18 protein-coding genes are annotated in these 16,711 nt (G+C 63.7%); all 18 read left to right on the forward strand.

The features are described 5' to 3' along the window. Positions 1–21 precede the first annotated feature (21 nt). On the forward strand, positions 22–630 hold the full coding sequence (locus AB1402_01170; GenBank protein ID MEW6540211.1) for a hypothetical protein: 609 nt from the start codon (positions 22–24) through the stop codon (positions 628–630). A gap of 66 nt (positions 631–696) precedes the next feature. Continuing rightward, positions 697–1,239, forward strand: a complete 543-nt coding sequence (locus tag AB1402_01175; protein ID MEW6540212.1) for a SpoIIIAH-like family protein — start codon at positions 697–699, stop codon at positions 1,237–1,239. Between the two features lie 219 nt (positions 1,240–1,458). Next, complete coding sequence (gene accB, locus AB1402_01180) at positions 1,459–3,324, forward strand: acetyl-CoA carboxylase biotin carboxyl carrier protein (protein MEW6540213.1); 1,866 nt, start codon at positions 1,459–1,461, stop codon at positions 3,322–3,324. Positions 3,325–3,345: 21 nt separating this feature from the next. Beyond that, a complete protein-coding gene (gene accC / locus AB1402_01185) occupies positions 3,346–4,686 on the forward strand; it encodes an acetyl-CoA carboxylase biotin carboxylase subunit (GenBank protein MEW6540214.1) in 1,341 nt (446 codons plus the stop codon). A gap of 100 nt (positions 4,687–4,786) precedes the next feature. Then, on the forward strand, positions 4,787–5,185 hold the full coding sequence (locus AB1402_01190; GenBank protein MEW6540215.1) for an Asp23/Gls24 family envelope stress response protein: 399 nt from the start codon (positions 4,787–4,789) through the stop codon (positions 5,183–5,185). A gap of 18 nt (positions 5,186–5,203) precedes the next feature. Further along, positions 5,204–5,731 carry an alkaline shock response membrane anchor protein AmaP gene (gene amaP / locus AB1402_01195; protein MEW6540216.1) on the forward strand — a complete coding sequence of 176 codons (528 nt, stop codon included), beginning with the start codon at positions 5,204–5,206 and terminating at the stop codon, positions 5,729–5,731. A 15-nt stretch (positions 5,732–5,746) separates the two neighbouring features. Then, the gene (locus tag AB1402_01200; GenBank protein ID MEW6540217.1) at positions 5,747–5,962 is read left to right on the forward strand and encodes a DUF2273 domain-containing protein; all 216 of its coding nucleotides are present in this window, start codon (positions 5,747–5,749) and stop codon (positions 5,960–5,962) included. Positions 5,963–5,971: 9 nt separating this feature from the next. Further along, a complete protein-coding gene (nusB, locus tag AB1402_01205) occupies positions 5,972–6,388 on the forward strand; it encodes a transcription antitermination factor NusB (GenBank protein MEW6540218.1) in 417 nt (138 codons plus the stop codon). Between the two features lie 126 nt (positions 6,389–6,514). After that, entirely contained in the window at positions 6,515–7,774 is a 1,260-nt protein-coding gene (gene xseA, locus AB1402_01210) for an exodeoxyribonuclease VII large subunit (GenBank protein ID MEW6540219.1), read from the forward strand. 84 nt (positions 7,775–7,858) lie between these two features. Further along, entirely contained in the window at positions 7,859–8,719 is an 861-nt protein-coding gene (locus AB1402_01215) for a bifunctional 5,10-methylenetetrahydrofolate dehydrogenase/5,10-methenyltetrahydrofolate cyclohydrolase (GenBank protein ID MEW6540220.1), read from the forward strand. Continuing rightward, positions 8,719–9,375, forward strand: coding sequence for a cyclodeaminase/cyclohydrolase family protein (locus AB1402_01220; GenBank protein MEW6540221.1), 657 nt, complete (start codon positions 8,719–8,721; stop codon positions 9,373–9,375). Before AB1402_01215 ends, AB1402_01220 begins: the two co-directional genes overlap by 1 nt. Next, the gene (gene xseB, locus AB1402_01225) at positions 9,372–9,599 is read left to right on the forward strand and encodes an exodeoxyribonuclease VII small subunit (protein MEW6540222.1); all 228 of its coding nucleotides are present in this window, start codon (positions 9,372–9,374) and stop codon (positions 9,597–9,599) included. The genes AB1402_01220 and xseB overlap by 4 nt, the downstream gene beginning before the upstream one ends. A gap of 14 nt (positions 9,600–9,613) precedes the next feature. Then, positions 9,614–10,489, forward strand: coding sequence for a polyprenyl synthetase family protein (locus AB1402_01230; protein MEW6540223.1), 876 nt, complete (start codon positions 9,614–9,616; stop codon positions 10,487–10,489). Positions 10,490–10,673: 184 nt separating this feature from the next. After that, a complete protein-coding gene (gene dxs, locus AB1402_01235) occupies positions 10,674–12,578 on the forward strand; it encodes a 1-deoxy-D-xylulose-5-phosphate synthase (GenBank protein MEW6540224.1) in 1,905 nt (634 codons plus the stop codon). 3 nt (positions 12,579–12,581) lie between these two features. Next, positions 12,582–13,406, forward strand: coding sequence for a TlyA family RNA methyltransferase (locus AB1402_01240; protein MEW6540225.1), 825 nt, complete (start codon positions 12,582–12,584; stop codon positions 13,404–13,406). A 17-nt stretch (positions 13,407–13,423) separates the two neighbouring features. After that, the gene (locus tag AB1402_01245) at positions 13,424–14,275 is read left to right on the forward strand and encodes an NAD(+)/NADH kinase (protein MEW6540226.1); all 852 of its coding nucleotides are present in this window, start codon (positions 13,424–13,426) and stop codon (positions 14,273–14,275) included. A 242-nt stretch (positions 14,276–14,517) separates the two neighbouring features. Beyond that, positions 14,518–14,970 (forward strand): arginine repressor, encoded by a 453-nt coding sequence (argR, locus tag AB1402_01250; GenBank protein ID MEW6540227.1) that lies wholly within the window; start codon positions 14,518–14,520, stop codon positions 14,968–14,970. 4 nt (positions 14,971–14,974) lie between these two features. After that, positions 14,975–16,684: a DNA repair protein RecN gene (recN, locus tag AB1402_01255; GenBank protein MEW6540228.1), complete on the forward strand. Its 1,710-nt coding sequence runs from the start codon at positions 14,975–14,977 to the stop codon at positions 16,682–16,684. Positions 16,685–16,711: the final 27 nt, after the last annotated feature.

Genomic DNA, 16,711 nt, shown 5'->3' on the forward strand with positions numbered 1-16,711 from the left:
TTCCATGGAGGGATGATAACGGTGAAACTGAGTGATTTGATGGCCGGCGCGACCGGTGGCGGCTCCAAAAAACACCAGAAAGTCGTTCTGTTGTTGTTGGCCGCCCTGGGAGTGTTTCTGCTGCTTTTGGGCCACCTTGACCTCGGCGCGTCGCGGCCCGCGGTGCCCGTGGACGCGCTCGCGCCGACGGAGCCGGAGGGCTCGCCGCCCAAGGCCCGCTTGCAGATCCAATCCGAAGAGGAGTACCTGGCGCGCACGCTGGAGGTGATGCTCCGCCAGATTTCCGGCGCGGGCCTGGTGGACGTGGTCGTCCGGCTGGAGGAATCGACCACCTCCGAATACGCGCTCAACCAGACCATCGGCCGCAGAGTGACCGACGAGAAAGACCCGGCCGGGTCAGTCCGGGTGACCACGGAGGAGAACGATACCGGCAATTTGGTGGTGGTCCGGGGGGATGGGGGATCCGAAACGCCGGTGGTGGAGCGGGAAACAGCGCCCCGCGTGGCCGGCGTCCTGGTGGTGGCCGAGGGGGCCCGGAACCCGCAGATCAAGGCGGAACTCTTCCGGGCCACCCGGGTGGCCTTGGGAGTGGAACCGCACCGGATTCTGGTGCTGCCCAAAAAGTTGTAAGGGGGAGCGGTGGTGAAATTCTGGATTTTGGAGCGCAGATTCCTAGGGCTAGGGGTTGTGAGCCTGTTGGTCCTGACCTCAATCCTGGTTGCGGCCTGGGTGTTGCGGCCGGCTGGTGTTTTGCGGGAGCCGGTTTCCGAACCCGGGCCGCCGCCGCGGCCGGAGGCCGTGACCCCGGCGGCCGGTGAACCGGCGGCGGAAACGGAAGCACCCAACGGCTCCGAAGCGGATGATTTTCGCCGGGCCCGGACCGACTTCTTCGTTGAGTACCGCCTGGAGCGGGAAATGTCCCGGGGGCGGCAGGTGGAATTGCTGAAAACGGTGGCGCAGGATCCCGGCGCCGACGAGACTCAGCGGGCGGCGGCCCAGGAGCGGCTGCTCCAGATCACCCGCGACCTGGAACGGGAAACCAGCCTGGAGAATATCCTGCGAGCGAAAGGGTTCCGTGACGCGGTGGTTTTCTTTCAGGAGAAAAGGGCCACCGTGGTCGTGCCCGATCTGACCTCCGAGGAGCAGGCGCGCGGGATCATCAACCTGGCGGTGCGCGGGGCGGGAATTATGCCCGAGGACGTGATGGTGATCGGCCATCCAGGCGAATTTGGGCCATAATTACCCCATTCGGTGGTACAAAGGCAAAAAACCTCTTGTTTTTTGTATACTTATGTTCCGCCTATTTCCAAAACCCGCCGGGCTCCGTTATAATCAAGTCACGCCGGATACGGCGCGCAAGCGGGTTTTGCCAGGGGCGGGAGGGATAATCAGCGGACCAACTCGGAAGTGTCCACGCCCTCCTGTTCAGGTTTTGCCAATGGCGGGAGGGATAATCAGTTGTCTGTTTTGCGGATTACGGACACCACTTTGCGGGACGGCCACCAGAGCTTGTGGGCGACGCGGATGCGCACCGCGGACATGCTGCCGATCATCGAGAAAATTGACGCGGTGGGTTATCATTCGCTGGAGGTTTGGGGCGGGGCCACCTTTGACGTGTGCCTGCGCTACCTGAACGAGGACCCCTGGGAGCGCCTGCGGCTGATCAAAAAACGCGCGCGGAACACGCCTTTGCAGATGCTCTTGCGCGGTCAATCCCTGGTCGGGTACGCCCACTACCCGGACGATGTCGTCGAGGCCTTTGTGCACCGGATGGTGGTCAATGGGATCGACATCATTCGGGTATTCGACGCATTAAACGATGTCCGCAATATGACCACCGCGGTGCGGGCGGGCAAGCAGGCGGGGGCACATGTGCAGGCGGCGGTGGTCTATACGGTCAGCCCGGTGCACACCACCGAGCATTTTCTCCGGACCGCCCTGGACTTCGCCGAACTCGGGGCCGATTCCATCTGCATCAAGGACATGGCCGGGCTGTTGGCCCCCTACAAGGCCTTTGAACTGGTGAGCCTTTTTAAGAAAGAGCTTCGGTTGCCGGTGCAATTGCACTGCCACTATATCGGCGGCATGGCCGTCGGCGCCTATCTGAAGGCGGCCGAGGCCGGAGTCGACGTCATCGACACGGCTTCCGTGCCGTTGGCCTTCGGCGCCTCGCAACCCCCGGTCGAGACCGTGGTGCGGGCCCTGCGGGAAACCCCCTACGACACGAAATTGCGGATCCGGGTCTTGTTCGAGATCGCCGAGTATTTTGAGGAGCTGAGGCGCCGGGAAGGTTATGACCGCGGAGTAACCCGGATTCACGACATGCGGGTGTTTGACCACCAGGTTCCCGGGGGCATGATTTCGAACCTGGTTTCCCAGCTTGAAGAACAGAAATCGCTGCACCGGCTGGAGGAAGTGCTGGCCGAGATACCGCGGGTGCGGGCGGAACTGGGCTACCCCCCGCTCGTGACTCCCACCAGCCAGATCGTCGGCACTCAGGCCGTCTTGAACGTGCTGACCGGGCAACGCTACAAGTTGGTGCCGGGCGAGGTCAAGAGCTACGTCCAGGGCCTCTACGGAAAACCGCCCGGGGAGCTCAATCCGGAAGTCATGCGCGACATCCTGGGGGACAGCGAGCCGATTACTTGCCGCCCGGCCGACTTGTTGGCGCCCAGGCTGGAAAAAATGAGAAAGGAAATCGGCGCGCTCGCCGAAAGCGAGGAAGACGTTTTATCGTACGCCCTGTTCCCGCAAGTGGCCAAGAAGTTCCTTGAGGCCCGCCTGAAGGGAGAACTGCACCCGGCGGCGCCGGAAAAGAAGGAGAATCGGCCCGGCCCGGCTAATAGGCCAGATGCAGTGAAGGGCAAGGAGGCAAGAAGCATGAACTTGGAAGAGATCAGGGAACTGGTCAGGCTGCTGGACCGGACCGACATCAAGGAATTCTGCCTGGAAAGCCAGGGAATCAAGATTGTGATCAAAAAGGGCGGCACCGGAGCAGAAAACCGTCCTCAAGACCAGGCCGCCCCGCCGGAGGGGGAATCCGGGCCTTCGATCCAGGCGCCGCCGTCCTTACCGCCGGCGAACACGGTCATGGTTAAGGCGCCGATGGTGGGCACGTTTTACAGTTCACCGGCTCCGGACGCGCCGCCCTACGTCGAGGTGGGTTCCAAGGTGCGGGAAGGCCAGGTGCTGTGCATCATTGAGGCAATGAAATTGATGAACGAGATTGAGGCGGAAACCGCCGGCGAGATCGCCGATATCCTGGTTGGGAACGGGCAGCCGGTGGAATACGGGCAGCCGCTGTTTGTGATCGCCCCCAAATAAAAAAGCCTCGAGGAGAATTAGATGGAGAAAGTACTGATTGCGAATCGGGGAGAGATCGCGCTCCGAATTATTCGCGCCTGCCGCGAACTGGGCCTGGAAACGGTGGCTGTCTATTCGGAAGCCGACCGCGACAGCCTGCCGGTGCGGCTGGCGGACCAGGCGTACTGCATTGGCCCGGCGGACGTTACCCGCAGCTACCTGAACATCGCCGCCATCATCAGCGCCGCCGAACTGTCCGGGGCCGACGCCATCCATCCCGGATACGGTTTTTTGGCCGAAAACGCCCACTTCGCCGAAGTTTGTGAAAGCTGCGGCCTCACTTTTATCGGGCCGCCGGTCGAGGCCATCGCGAAAATGGGGGCCAAGGCGGAGGCCCTGGAAGTGGTCCGGAAAATGGGTGTGCCCATTGTACCCGGATCGGGCGGGCCGGTGGACGGGGTCAACCACGCCCTGGCGGTGGCCGAGGAAATCGGTTATCCCGTCCTGATCAAGGCTTCCGCCGGTGGCGGCGGGCGCGGAATGCGGGTGGCCCACAATAAGTCCGACCTGTCCCGGGCCCTGCAGGCCGCCCAGGGCGAAGCCCAGAAGGCGTTCGGCAGCGGCGTCGTGTACCTGGAGAAGTATGTCGAGGAGCCGCGTCACATCGAGATCCAGGTTTTCGGGGACCGGCACGGCAGTATCCTGTCCCTCGGGGAGCGGGACTGCTCCATCCAGCGGCGGAACCAGAAACTGCTTGAAGAAGCCCCGTCCACCGCCCTGACCCCGGAGCTGCGCCGGCAGATCGGGGAGGCGGCCGTGCGGGCCGCGCAGGCCGTGGGTTACTACAACTCCGGCACGGTGGAGTTCCTGCTGGACCGTGAAAACCGGTTCTACTTCATCGAAATGAACACGCGCATACAGGTTGAACACCCGGTTACGGAAATGGTGACCGGTCTGGACCTGGTCAAGGAACAGATCCGGGTGGCCGCCGGGGAAAATCTGTCGTTCGGTGAGCAGGACGTCAAGATCAACGGCTGGGCGATCGAGTGCCGGATCAACGCCGAGGACCCTTGGGCGAACTTCGGGCCGCGGGCGGGCCGGATCACGGCTTACCTCCCGCCGGGCGGACCGGGGATCAGGGTGGACAGCGCGGCCTATCCCGGCGTTGAAGTGTCTCCGTATTACGATTCACTGATCGCCAAGCTGGTGGCCTGGGGAAGGGACCGGGACGAGGCCATCGAGCGGGCCGAGCGGGCACTGGCCGAATTCGTGGTTGAGGGAGTACCGACCACGATACCGTTTCACCAACGGGTGTTGTCCAACGCCTTTTTCCGGAGGGGGGAGGTCTACACCAATTTTGTCCAGCGGCGCATTTTCCCTTGAGGACAAACCCTGGAATTCATAGGCAGGAAACCGGTTGTATTAGATTCTGGTTCTGGTATATAATAACAAGAAACCAGAACATTTCAGGAGGTGCTAGTGAATGGCTGATCATGTTACCGAAGTCAAGGGAGAAATGGGGGCCGTACGGATTGCCAACGAAGTGGTGGCCATTGTGGCCAGCTTGGCCGCGATTGAGGTTCCGGGCCTGTCCGGAATGAGCGGCGGGGTGGTCGGCGGCATTGCCGAACGGTTGGGCCGCAAGAATTTGTCCAAAGGGGTCAAGGTTGAAGTCGGGGAAAGGGAAGCGGCCATTGACCTGTACGTGATCGTCGACTTTGGGGTCCGCATTCCGGATGTCGCCACCCAGGTTCAAACCAGCGTCAAGCGGGCCGTGGAAACCATGACCGGTTTGAAGGTGGTGGAGGTCAATGTGCATGTTCAGGGTGTCGCCTTCGCCAAGGAGGAAGAGCCGGAGGAAGTAGAAACACGGGTCCGGTAGCACCAAGGAGGTTGAAACATGGGGCCGTTTGACCGCAGCCTGTTGGCGATCTACGCCCTGGCTGTGTCGGCAGGCATCGTCGTCGGGATTTTCGTTCTCACCGGGGTTCTGGCCCCAACACAACTGGAGACGTTCCTTCGCCCGGAACACAACGCGCTGGCGACGGGTGTTCTGGGCGTCTTTCTTTTGGCGGGACTGCGGCTCCTGGGGGTCAGCCTGCGCCGGAAAAAGGAAAGCCAGGCCATTGTGGACGAAAGCGCTCTCGGACAGGTGCGGGTGTCGCTGACCGCTCTTGAGAACCTGATTGACAAGATTGTGTCGCCGGTGCCCGGGATTCGGGAGGTGCGGCCCAAGGTCGGTCCCGAGAACGGAGGCATCGGGATCCGCCTGAAGGTGGTCGCCAGTCCCGACATAAACGTGCCCGAGACATCACGAGCGATCCAGCAGTTGGTGCAGGATCAGATCCGTGAGGTCACCGGCCTCACGGTCAATCGGATAAAAATTGAAGTAGAGAACTTTGCCGTTTCGAAGGGCCGGGTGGAGTAACGAGGTGGATGCGCTTTGTTGACAAGACTGATCGAGGTTCTGGACGGACACTGGGGCAAGGTCGGCGGCGTCGTCCTGGGACTCCTTTTCGGATGGTTCGCGATCAGCTACGGGCTCTGGCGGGCCTTGTTCGTGGCGTCAATGGCGGTTTTGGGCTATTTCATCGGCAAGCAGGTGGACGAACGCACTGACTGGGATAAGCTTTTGCACCGCTTCCGGGGCGGCCGCTAGGTGGCCGGTTTGAAGAGACGGCGTCAAAGAGAGACTGCCTTGCAGGTCCTTTTCCAGGCGGAAGTCGCCCGCACTTCCGGAGAGCGAGCCTTTGAGCGGACGCTGGAGTTGTTCGGCCTGAATGACGGGGATTTCGCCTACGCCCGCGAACTGGTGGACGGCGTTTTGGCGCAAGTGGATCAGCTCGACCGGGTGATCTCCCGGGTGAGCCACGAATGGCGGTTGGAGCGGATGGCCAACGTGGACCGGAATATCATCCGCCTGGCGCTCTACGAAGTATTCTTCCGTGACGACATACCGGCTAACGTCGCCGTTAATGAGGCGCTCGAGTTGGCCAAGACATTCGGGACGGATGATTCGCGGCGTTTTGTGAACGGTATTCTGGGCAAAGTGGTGGAAGAGCCGGAACAATACCGGCCGGAATAGCCCCGTACCTGAGGCGCGGACGTGGTAGACATCGGCTCCGGAGCAAACGGGTTTTAGACGGCGAAACCGGTTGCCACAGAGAAAGGATTCTGAATTCTGATCCCAGCAGGGTTCGGTGGCGCGCCAATGCGAATTGTCACTGTGCGGGAATTGACCGGGCACATCAAAGAGCGCCTGGAATCCGATCCTTTCCTGGCCCACGTTTGGGTGCGAGGCGAAGTCTCGGCTTATAGCCGCCATCCGTCGGGCCATCTCTATTTCTTTCTCAAAGATGAAGCCGCCCGCATCCGGGTGGTGATGTTTCGCTCGCAGGCCTCCCGCCTGGGGGTTCCCCTCGAGAACGGGACGATGGTGGTGGTGCGCGGGTACCTGGGGGTCTACGAGCGCAACGGGGAGTACCAGCTCTACGCCCAAGGCGCGGAGGCCGAAGGTGCCGGAAAGCTGCACACCGCCCTGGAACGCCTGAAGGAGAAGTTGCAGAGCGAGGGGCTTTTTGACCCGGCCCGCAAGCGGCCGCTGCCGGCCCTGCCGGACACGGTGGGGGTGGTCACCTCTCCGGTGGGTGCGGCCTTTAAGGATATCCTCACGGTAATGAGCCGGAGGTGGCCGCTGGCGCGGGTGCTTTTGGCCCCGGTATCCGTGCAGGGGGAGACGGCTCCCTACGAAATCGCGCAGGCCATCCGCGCCTTGAACGGAATCGGCGGGGTGGATGTGCTTATTGTCGGCCGCGGAGGCGGCGCGCCGGATGAACTGGCGGCCTTCAACACCGAAGTGGTGGCGCGGGCCATGTTTGAGTCCGGGATACCGGTGGTGTCGGCCGTAGGTCACGAAAAGGACGTTTCGGTGGCCGACCTGGTGGCCGACTGGCGTTCCCCCACCCCTTCGGCGGCGGCGGAGGCGGTGGTCCCCGATCAACGGGCGGTATATGAGCGTCTGGCGGCATTGGAGATCCGCTTGGGCCGTGCGGTCCGTCACCGCTTGGTCGTTAACCGGGTCCGGCTGGACGCCTTGCGGCGGAGGCCGTTGATGGCGAACCCCGGTCTGTTGTGCGAGCGCCGGCGGCAGGCGGTGCTGGGCCTCGAAGAGCGCTTGGCCGGGGCGATCAGCCGGCGGATCCGGGAAGGACGGTCCCGGCTGGCGGTGCTTTCCGGCCGGCTGGAGGCCTTGAGCCCCCTGCAGATCCTGGCGCGGGGGTACAGTATCTGCCGGCGGACCGACGGGCGGATCATCCGGGACGCGGACGGCGTTTCTCCGGGAGAGCGGGTGGTTGTTTTGCTCCACGCGGGAGGACTTTCCTGCCTGGTGGAAGAAACATTCCGCGAGCCGGAATCCGCACCCGGAGCCGGCCGGAAACCTAAGGGCGGGGCTCCGCGGCCGGACGGATGAGCCCGGCTTTTGAAGGCCGGCCGAGCGAGCCTTGTGGGAAGTGATGAGCCGGGCTTTTTGCAGGAGGAGGAAACCTGGCGTTCAATGACTACACTTCTGGACGGAAAAGCGGTAGCGGCGGTGATCCGTCAGGAAATAATCACGATTGTGGGCGAATACTCCCGGATGGGCCTCCGGCCGCGACTGGATGCCGTGCTGGTGGGCGACGATCCGGGATCGGTGCACTACGCCCGGGCCAAGCAGCGGGTGGCGGAAAGCCTAGGTGTCGAGTTCAGGCTGCACCAATACCCCGGCACAACCAATGACGGTGAGCTTCTGGAAGGGCTGCACGCTTTGAATACCGACGCCGCGGTGCACGGGATTATTCTTGAGTTGCCGCTGCCGCGCCACCTGAACCGGATACGGGTCCTGGAGGGAGTTGCGCCGGTCAAGGATGTGGACGGGGTGCATCCCTTGAACAGAGGCCGCCTGGTGTCGGGGATCGAGGGCCTCTACCCGGCCACCCCCTTGAGTTGTCTCGAGATTCTGCGGGCCTATGGAATAGAGATTGCGGGCCGGCACGCGGTGGTTGTCGGGCGGGGTGAAACTGTCGGCAAGCCCTTGGTTTTTCTGTTGCTGCGCGAAAACGCGACGGTAACGGTCTGTCACACGCAAACGGCGGACTTGGCCGGACACACCCGGCAGGCCGACTTGCTGGTGACCGCGGCCGGGAGCCCCGGACTGATCGGGGCGGACATGGTCAAACCGGGAGCGGTGGTGCTGGATGCCGGGATCTGCGCGGTGGACGGGGGCATCCGGGGGGACGTGCAGTTCGAAGCGGTCCGCAAGATGGTCTCGGCGATCACGCCGGTTCCCGGCGGGATAGGCAGTGTCACGACCGTGCTGGTGTTGAAAAACTTGCTGCAGGCGATGAAGATGCAAGGTGCTGACGGCGGGGGAGAATGATGGATTATCGTGGCTGGTCGTTGGGCGAGTTTCTGGAGCGTGCCGGATCAGGAGACCCGGCACCGGGGGGCGGCAGCGCGGCCGCGTTGGCGGGGGCGCTGGGGGCGGCGATGGCGTCGATGGTCGCCGAACTGACTTATACGCGGGCGCGTTACCGGGATGTGGAGCCCGAGATACGGGCCGTCTTAAAGGAAGCGGGGGGGCTCTGCCGGGAACTCCTGGCCCTGGCGGGCGAGGATGCCGCCGCTTTTACGCGGCTGCTCGAAACCTATAAAATGGCGCGGAATACCGACCAGGAGCGGGAAGAACGCCGGAAAGCCATTCAGTCCGCCCTCGGCCGGGCGGCGGAAGTCCCGCTGGAGGTGGCGCGGGCGGGATTGGGGACTCTCAGGCTGGCTGAACGCCTGGCGGCCGTCGGCAGCGAGCAGGCGCTGAGTGACGCCGGGGTGGCGGCCTACCTGGCGGCGGCCTCCGTAAGAAGCGCAGTGATGAACGTTCTGATCAACACCCGCCAAATGGAGGAGCGCACGGTGGTTGAGCGGTTGCTGCGGGAAACGAAGCGCCTCGGCGACCAGGCGGCCGAGATGGAAAAATCCGTCGAGCGGACTGTGATCCGCCGGCTCGGACTTGTGCCGGGGGGAGCGTCGGGGGAGTGAGCGGTAAAACTTTTGAGGAGGCGCTGCGGCGCCTGGAGGAGATCGTACAGCTTCTGGAGAGGGGCGAAATGCCGCTCGAGGAGGCATTGGGCCTTTTTGCAGAGGGGGTGGAGCTGGCTCACGCCTGTCACGGGATGCTTGATTCGGCCGAACAGCGGCTGGAGGTGTTGGCGCGGGACGGTCGCGGCCGTAGCCGGCCGGCGAATGGAGGCGGAGAATTTTGAGCCGGTTTCTCGATATGCTGGCGAAAAAGGCGAATCTGATCGATGAGGCGCTGCATTCATACCTGCCTCCGGCGTCCGAGGCTCCCCCGGTCATTCACGAGGCGATGCGTTACAGCGTATTCGCCGGCGGAAAGCGGCTGCGGCCGGCTCTGACTCTCGCCGCCGCGCAAGCCGTGCACGCTCCGGAAAGACTGGTGCTCCCGGCGGCCTGTGCGGTCGAGCTGATCCACACGTACTCACTGATTCATGATGACCTGCCCGCAATGGACAACGACGACTTGAGACGGGGAAAACCAACCAGTCACCGGGTATTCGGCGAGGCGGTCGCGCTCTTGGCCGGGAGCGCTCTCTTTGCCCTGGCGTTTGAGGTCCTGGCCGGGTGCCGCCGGGACGGAAGAAGCGCGCCGGACCGTACCCTGACCGTTCTGGAGGAGCTCTCCGCCGCCTGTGGCACCGCGGGATTGATCGGGGGCCAGGTGCTGGACGTGACCTCCGTCTTCCGGACCGTCGGCGAAGCAGAGCTCGAAGCCCTGCACCGCGCCAAGACCGGGGCATTGTTCCGAATGGCGGTGCGCTCCGGAGCGATCCTCGGCGGTGCGGGTCCGGGCCGACTGGAGCGGTTGACCGCGTTTGCCGAGCATTTCGGGTTGGCGTTTCAGATCACCGATGACATCCTGGACGTCACCGGGCAGGCGGAACAGACTGGAAAGCCAGCGGGCAGCGACGTGCGGAACAAAAAACACACCTACGTTTCCGTGTGCGGGCTGGAGACAGCCCGGCAACGTGGTGCCCAAAACTCTGCCGCCGCGCTGGCCGCCCTTGGGGAGTTTGGGCCCGAGGCGGATTTCCTGCGCCAGGCGGCGGTATTCATCGTATCACGGGAATTTTGAGCGGAAAAGGCGAAGTCAACGTTTAAGGGCCTATCCGGAGTCCGGGAGGCATTTAGGGAGATTTGCCCTGGTTCCGGCGGTGTGCTATGATTACATACCGTGGTCTGACCTCAAGAGTTGGTCGTCCGGGCGTTGCTGGAGAGTGTTGACTTTTGAGTTCTGACCCTAAAGGAATGATCACTTCTTGGGATTGCTGGACGGAATAAGCCACCTGACCGATTTCCGGGCGCTCGGCCCGGATCAGCTTGACGAACTGGCCGCCGAGCTCCGCGAGCTGATTGTTTCCACCGTGTCGCGCACCGGCGGTCATCTGGCTCCCAACCTGGGGGTCGTAGAACTGACCCTTGCTCTGCACTACGTCTTCCGGGCGCCCCAGGACAGGATCGTCTGGGATGTCGGCCACCAGAGCTACGTGCACAAAATCCTCACCGGACGCAAGCAGAAGTTTCACACCCTGCGCCAATTCGAAGGCTTGAGCGGGTTTCCGAACCGGAACGAGAGTGAGTTCGACTGCTTCGGCACCGGCCACAGCAGCACCTCGATTTCCGCCGCGCTGGGCATGGCGCTCGCCCGGGATTTGAACAGGGAGGACCGGAACGTGGTGGCCGTGATCGGAGACGGTGCGCTTTCGGGCGGGATGGCCTTCGAAGCGCTCAACCAGGCCGGTCACTTGGGCCGGCGGGTGATTGTCGTTTTGAACGACAACGAGATGTCCATCGCCAAAAACGTGGGGGCCATGGCCCGCTACCTCTCCCGTCTGCGTACCGACCCCATGTACTCCCGGAGCAAGGACGAAGTGGAGTCACTGCTGCGGCGGATCCCCGCCATCGGTCCGCGGGTGCTCGGCTGGATCGAACGGGTGAAGGACAGCGTGAAATATCTGCTGGTCGCCGGGATGCTGTTTGAGGAGCTGGGCTTCACCTACCTGGGTCCGATCGACGGGCACAACATCCCCGCGATGCTCAATGTGTTCCGGCAGGCCCAGGCCGTTGAAGGTCCGGTGGTGGTGCACGTCCTGACTAAAAAGGGCAAGGGATACGCTCCGGCCGAGACGAACCCCGACAAGTTTCACGGGGTCGGCCCGTTTGACCCGGTTACGGGGGAAACGCCGGTCGCCGCCAGAATTTCCTTCACCGAAGTGTTCGGCCGGACCGTGGTGCGGCTGGCCGAAGAAGACGACCGCATCCTGGCGATCACCGCGGCGATGACGTCGGGTACGGGCCTGGGGCCGTTTGCGCGGCGGTTCCCGCAGCGTTTCTTCGATGTGGGGATCGCGGAGCAGCACGCGGTCACCCTGGCCGCCGGGCTGGCGGTTGAAGGCTATCGTCCGGTCGTGGCCGTCTATTCCACCTTCCTGCAGCGAGCCTATGACCAGGTGCTGCATGACGTGTGCCTGCAAAAGCTTCCCGTGGTGTTCGCCCTGGACCGGGGCGGAATCGTCGGCGAGGACGGCGTCACCCACCAGGGCGTGTTCGACTTGTCCTTCCTGCGCCCGATTCCCAACCTCGTGCTGATGGCCCCGAAAGACGAAAACGAATTTCAACACATGCTCAAAACGGCCGTGCAGCACGACGGCCCCATAGCCGTGCGCTACCCGCGGGGCACAGGTACGGGCTGCGCGTTGGACCAGGACCTTGCGCCATTGCCCATTGGGCGGGCCCAAGTGCTGCGTGAAGGTGACGATATTGCGTTGATCGCCATCGGCAACATGGTGCCGACGGCGGTCAAAGCCGCTGAAATTCTGGCTGGACGAGGAATAGAGGCGGCGGTGGTAAACGCCCGGTTCGTGAAGCCGTTGGACGAAAAGTGCATCTGCCATTACGCCCGCCGGACCGGACGCCTGATCACCCTGGAGGAAAACGTAATCGCCGGCGGATTCGGGAGCGCAGTTCAGGAACTCCTGGCAAGCAGAGGCTTAAGCGACGTCCGGGTGCATCTGATCGGTCTTCCCGACGTGTTCGTCGAGCACGGTGCCCCCCACCTTTTGCGGGCCAAGTACGGGTTGACCGTGGACCGCGTGGTCGGCACGGCGGAGGGTGAGAAAAGAAAGCGGGCCAGGCTGAAACTGGCGCCGAGGGTGCTGAGGTAAGGCGTGAGCCGTAAGGAAAGACTGGATATCGTCCTGTATTCCAGGGGCTTTTTCCCCAGCCGCGAACGCGCCCGGTCGGCGATCATGGCCGGGGTTGTTTTTGTAAACGGGGTCCGGGTGGACAAGCCGGGAACACAGTTGGACCCTCAGGTGGATATTGAAGTCCGCGGTCCGGACCCGGCATTCGTAAGCCGTGGCGGCCTTAAGCTGGAGAAGGCGCTGCAGGCCTTCGGGATCGATCTGACCGGAGAAGTGGTTCTGGACGTGGGCGCGTCCACCGGGGGATTCACCGACTGCGCCCTGAAACACGGGGCGGCCTTGGTCTACGCGGTCGACGCCGGGTACGGCCAGTTGGACTGGAGTCTGCGCCGGGACCCGCGGGTGGTGGTCCTGGAACGGACCAACATCCGTTACCTTGCACCTTCGGCCCTGAGAGTAAAGCCTTCCTTCTTTACCATCGACGTCTCCTTTATTTCTTTGAAACTGGTTTTGCCCAGGGTCGACGAGCTGACCGTGCCGGAAGCCCGGGGGATTGCCCTGGTCAAGCCGCAGTTCGAAGCCGGGCGGAACCTGGTCGGCAAAAAGGGCGTGGTGCGGGACCCCGGTGTGCACGCCGAGGTACTGTTGAGTATCCTGGAAGTAGCCGAAACCCTGGGATGGGGGGTGCGGGCGTTGGATTACTCCCCGGTGCGCGGCCCGCAGGGCAATATCGAATTTTTGGTATACTTTCAGAAAGGGTCGCTGACGGCCGCCGACCTGGCGGCCGGTGTGCGCCGGGTGGTGGATGAGGCGCACGTTGCCCTGGCCGCACCCGGGGGCACCTTTTGAGCGGAAGGAGTACGTCTTTGAGGAGCATCGCCCTCGTAATCAACCGGCTGATTCCCCGGCCCCGGATGCAGCCCGTGCTCGATCAGATCGCGGCCTGGTGTGCCGGATGGGATATGACCGCAGTATACGTGGAGAACGAGTCGGGTGAATGGACGGGGTTGGCCGAGGCCCGGCGCCTGGGAGTCGATCTGGTGATCACACTGGGCGGCGACGGCACCGTGCTGGCCGGGAGCCGGATGTTCGCCGACCAGGGGGTGCCGATAATGGGGGTGCGCCTGGGCCGGCTCGGGTTCCTGAGCGAAGTGGAGCCGGCCGGGGTGGCCGCGGCGCTTGAGAATCTGGCCGACGGGCGGTTTGCCGTTGAGCGCCGGCTGATGCTCGAGGCGCGGTTGATGCGCGACGGCGAGGTCCGGCACCGCGATTTGTGCCTGAACGATGTCGTGCTTTCCCGGGGCGCGACCCTGCGGGCGATCGAACTGGAGTTTGAGATAGACGATGAACCGGTGGCCCGGTACGCGGGCGACGGGCTCATCGTCTCCACGCCCACCGGATCCACCGCCTATTCGCTGTCGGCCGGCGGGCCGATTCTGGCACCGGACCTCGAGGTCGTTCTGGTCACACCGCTGTGCCCGCACAGCCTCTGGATCCGCCCGCTGGTGGTAGCCCCGCGAAGCGGGATCCGGTTGTTCCTGACCCGCCCGGCCGTCAAACCGGTGGCGGTCATAGATGGGCAGGAGAGCTGGACGATCAGCGAAGAAGACGTCTTGCAGGTGCGGCGGGCGGAGCACGACTGCCGGCTGGTAAGGTTCGAGTCCAAAAACCGTTTTCAGGTGTTGCGCCGCAAGTTTCAGGGGAACAACTCCCGGTGACGCGCCTTGACACGGCAGGGTGCGGCAGGGTGGGGTGGGGTGGGGTGGGGTGCGGTGCCGTTAATCATAGTTTCAGGGAAACAACTTCCGGTGACGCGCCTTGACACCGCGGTCGCCTTGGTCCGCCGTTACATCGCCGGGGCGGTGCCCGCTCCGGGTTTTCGCGGTGGTGGACTTTCGGGTGCTGAACCGGTCGAGCCGCCCGCCCCGGGTGGTCATCATTGAAAAGGTTGGTGACGCGGGTGAAGGCCAGACGCCAACGTAAGATCATCGAAATCATCCACCGGCAGGCGGTGGCCACCCAGGCGGAGTTGGCGGAGGAACTGCGCAAGGCTGGTTTTGAGGTGACCCAGGCCACAGTCTCCCGGGACGTTAAGGAACTGGGGCTCCTGAAGGCTTCCGACGGCCGGACGGTGCGGTATCTCCCTCCGGGCGAGCAGCTCAGTCCTGCCGCCGAGGACAGGATGGTGCGGCTGTTCCGGGACTACGTGTGGGAAGTGAAAGCCAACGAAAGCCTGGTGGTCGTGAAGACCCTCCCCGGGGCGGCCCAGGGGGTGGCCTCCGCGCTTGACTACGCGCGGTGGCCGGAGATCCTCGGTACCGTGGCCGGTGACGACACGATATTTATCGCCGTGCAGTCGCGGCAGGAGGTCGGCCGCGTCAGGGAGCGCCTGGCCGGCATGCTGGGGGGGTGAGGGCGTGATTGAAAGGCTGGTCGTAAAAAACTTCGCCCTGATTGACGATCTGGAAGTTGAATTCGGGCCGGGACTTAACGTACTTACCGGAGAGACAGGGACCGGAAAGTCGCTGGTCATTGACGCCCTGGAAGTGGTCCTGGGACGGCGGGCGTCGCCGGACTATGTGCGGGCCGGGGCCGACCGGGCCTACCTGGAGCTGGTCTGCGGCCTTCAAGGCGCGGCTTCCGTTTCCCCTGAAGTTGAGAACGCGGGTATCGAGGCGGAGGACGGACTGCTGATTTTGAGCCGGGAGTTGTTTAGTATCGGCCGGAACATCTACCGTGTCGGCGGCCGTACCGTGCCGCTTGCGATCTACCGGGAGACCGGTCGGCACCTGGTGGACTTCCATGGCCAAGGCGAACAGCAGTCTTTGCTCCGGGAGAGCCGCCACGGCGAATTGCTGGACCGGATCGGGGGCCAGGAACTCCGGTCGGCGGTGGGGCGCCTGGAACTCCTCTTCCGGGAGTGGACTTCAACCCGGCGATTGTTGGAGCAATACCGCCAGGACGCGATGGAGCGGGCCCGGCGCCTGGACGTGCTGGGTTTGCAGATCCAGGAGATAGACCGCGCGGGCCTTGAATCCGGTGCAGAGGGGAGTCTCCGGGAAGAGCGGAGTTTTCTGGTCAATGCGGAACAGATCGCCCGGCTGGCGGACGAGAGTTACCAGGTACTGTACGGGGCGGAGGATTTCGGGTCGGCCGCGGTGGTCCAAATCGGGCGGGCGCTGGAGAACCTGCGCGCTTTGGGCCGCATGTGTCCAGAGGCGCGGGAGGCCGTACCCGTTCTGGAATCGGTCTTGACCCAGGTGCAGGAAACGGCGCGGGACCTGCTGGCGCTCCGGGAGCGGGCGCGGTTTGATCCGGAACGGCTCGACATGGTTGAAGCACGGTTGGCGCTGATTGAGGGGCTCAAACGCAAGTATGGAACGACGTTGGACGAGGTGCTCCGCTACCGGGAACAGGCGGCCGTGGAACGGGAGCACCTGCTCGGAAGCGAGGGAGAGATTGCGGGCTTGGCCGAACGAATCACCGCCCTGGGTGCGGAATGGGAGGCCGTGGCGGATGAGGTTTCCGCGGGTCGCCGCCGGACGGCGGCGGCCTTGGAGACCGGTGTTACCCTTGAACTCCGGGAACTGGAGCTTGGAGATCTCGAGTTCCGGGTCGAGTTCCAACCGCTTGAGGGGCCGAATGGCCGCGGGCGTGAGCAAGCTTTGTTTATGTTCTCGCCGAATCCCGGAGAGCCCCTCCGGCCGCTGGCCCGAATCGCGTCCGGCGGCGAGCTTTCCCGCACGATGCTGGCCTTGAAGAAGCTTCTGGCCGAGGTGGACGAAACACCCACCCTGATCTTCGACGAGGTGGACGCGGGAGTGGGTGGGCGCGCGATCCAGGCGGTAGCCGAAAAGCTCTGGGCGGTCGGCCGAAAACACCAGGTCGTCTGCGTGACGCACGCGCCGCAGATCGCCGGTCACGCCGACCGGCACCTGCAGATCGTAAAGGAGACTTTCGGGGGAAAGACCCGAACGGTGGTGCGCAATTTGGACGAGGAGGGCCGCCTGGAGGAATTGGCCCGGATGCTGGCGGGCGGCCGGGAAATCACTGACCCCGCCCGGAAGCACGCCTTTGAACTGCGCAAGCTCGCCACCGAGTCTTTTGCCCGGTCCGCCAACAACTGACCAGCAGGGGTCGGCGTCCCAGAGCCG

The organism is Bacillota bacterium (assembly GCA_040757205.1).
GTDB lineage: Bacteria > Bacillota > Desulfotomaculia > Desulfotomaculales > Desulforudaceae > Desulforudis.

Coding starts and splice junctions, on each gene's coding strand:
- xseA (MEW6540219.1), top strand. CDS start 6,515: ATGCGAATTGTCACTGTGCGGGAATTGACCGGGCACATCAAAGAGCGC.
- amaP (MEW6540216.1), top strand. CDS start 5,204: ATGGGGCCGTTTGACCGCAGCCTGTTGGCGATCTACGCCCTGGCTGTG.
- AB1402_01230 (MEW6540223.1), top strand. CDS start 9,614: ATGCTGGCGAAAAAGGCGAATCTGATCGATGAGGCGCTGCATTCATAC.
- AB1402_01220 (MEW6540221.1), top strand. CDS start 8,719: ATGGATTATCGTGGCTGGTCGTTGGGCGAGTTTCTGGAGCGTGCCGGA.
- accC (MEW6540214.1), top strand. CDS start 3,346: ATGGAGAAAGTACTGATTGCGAATCGGGGAGAGATCGCGCTCCGAATT.
- AB1402_01215 (MEW6540220.1), top strand. CDS start 7,859: ATGACTACACTTCTGGACGGAAAAGCGGTAGCGGCGGTGATCCGTCAG.
- AB1402_01190 (MEW6540215.1), top strand. CDS start 4,787: ATGGCTGATCATGTTACCGAAGTCAAGGGAGAAATGGGGGCCGTACGG.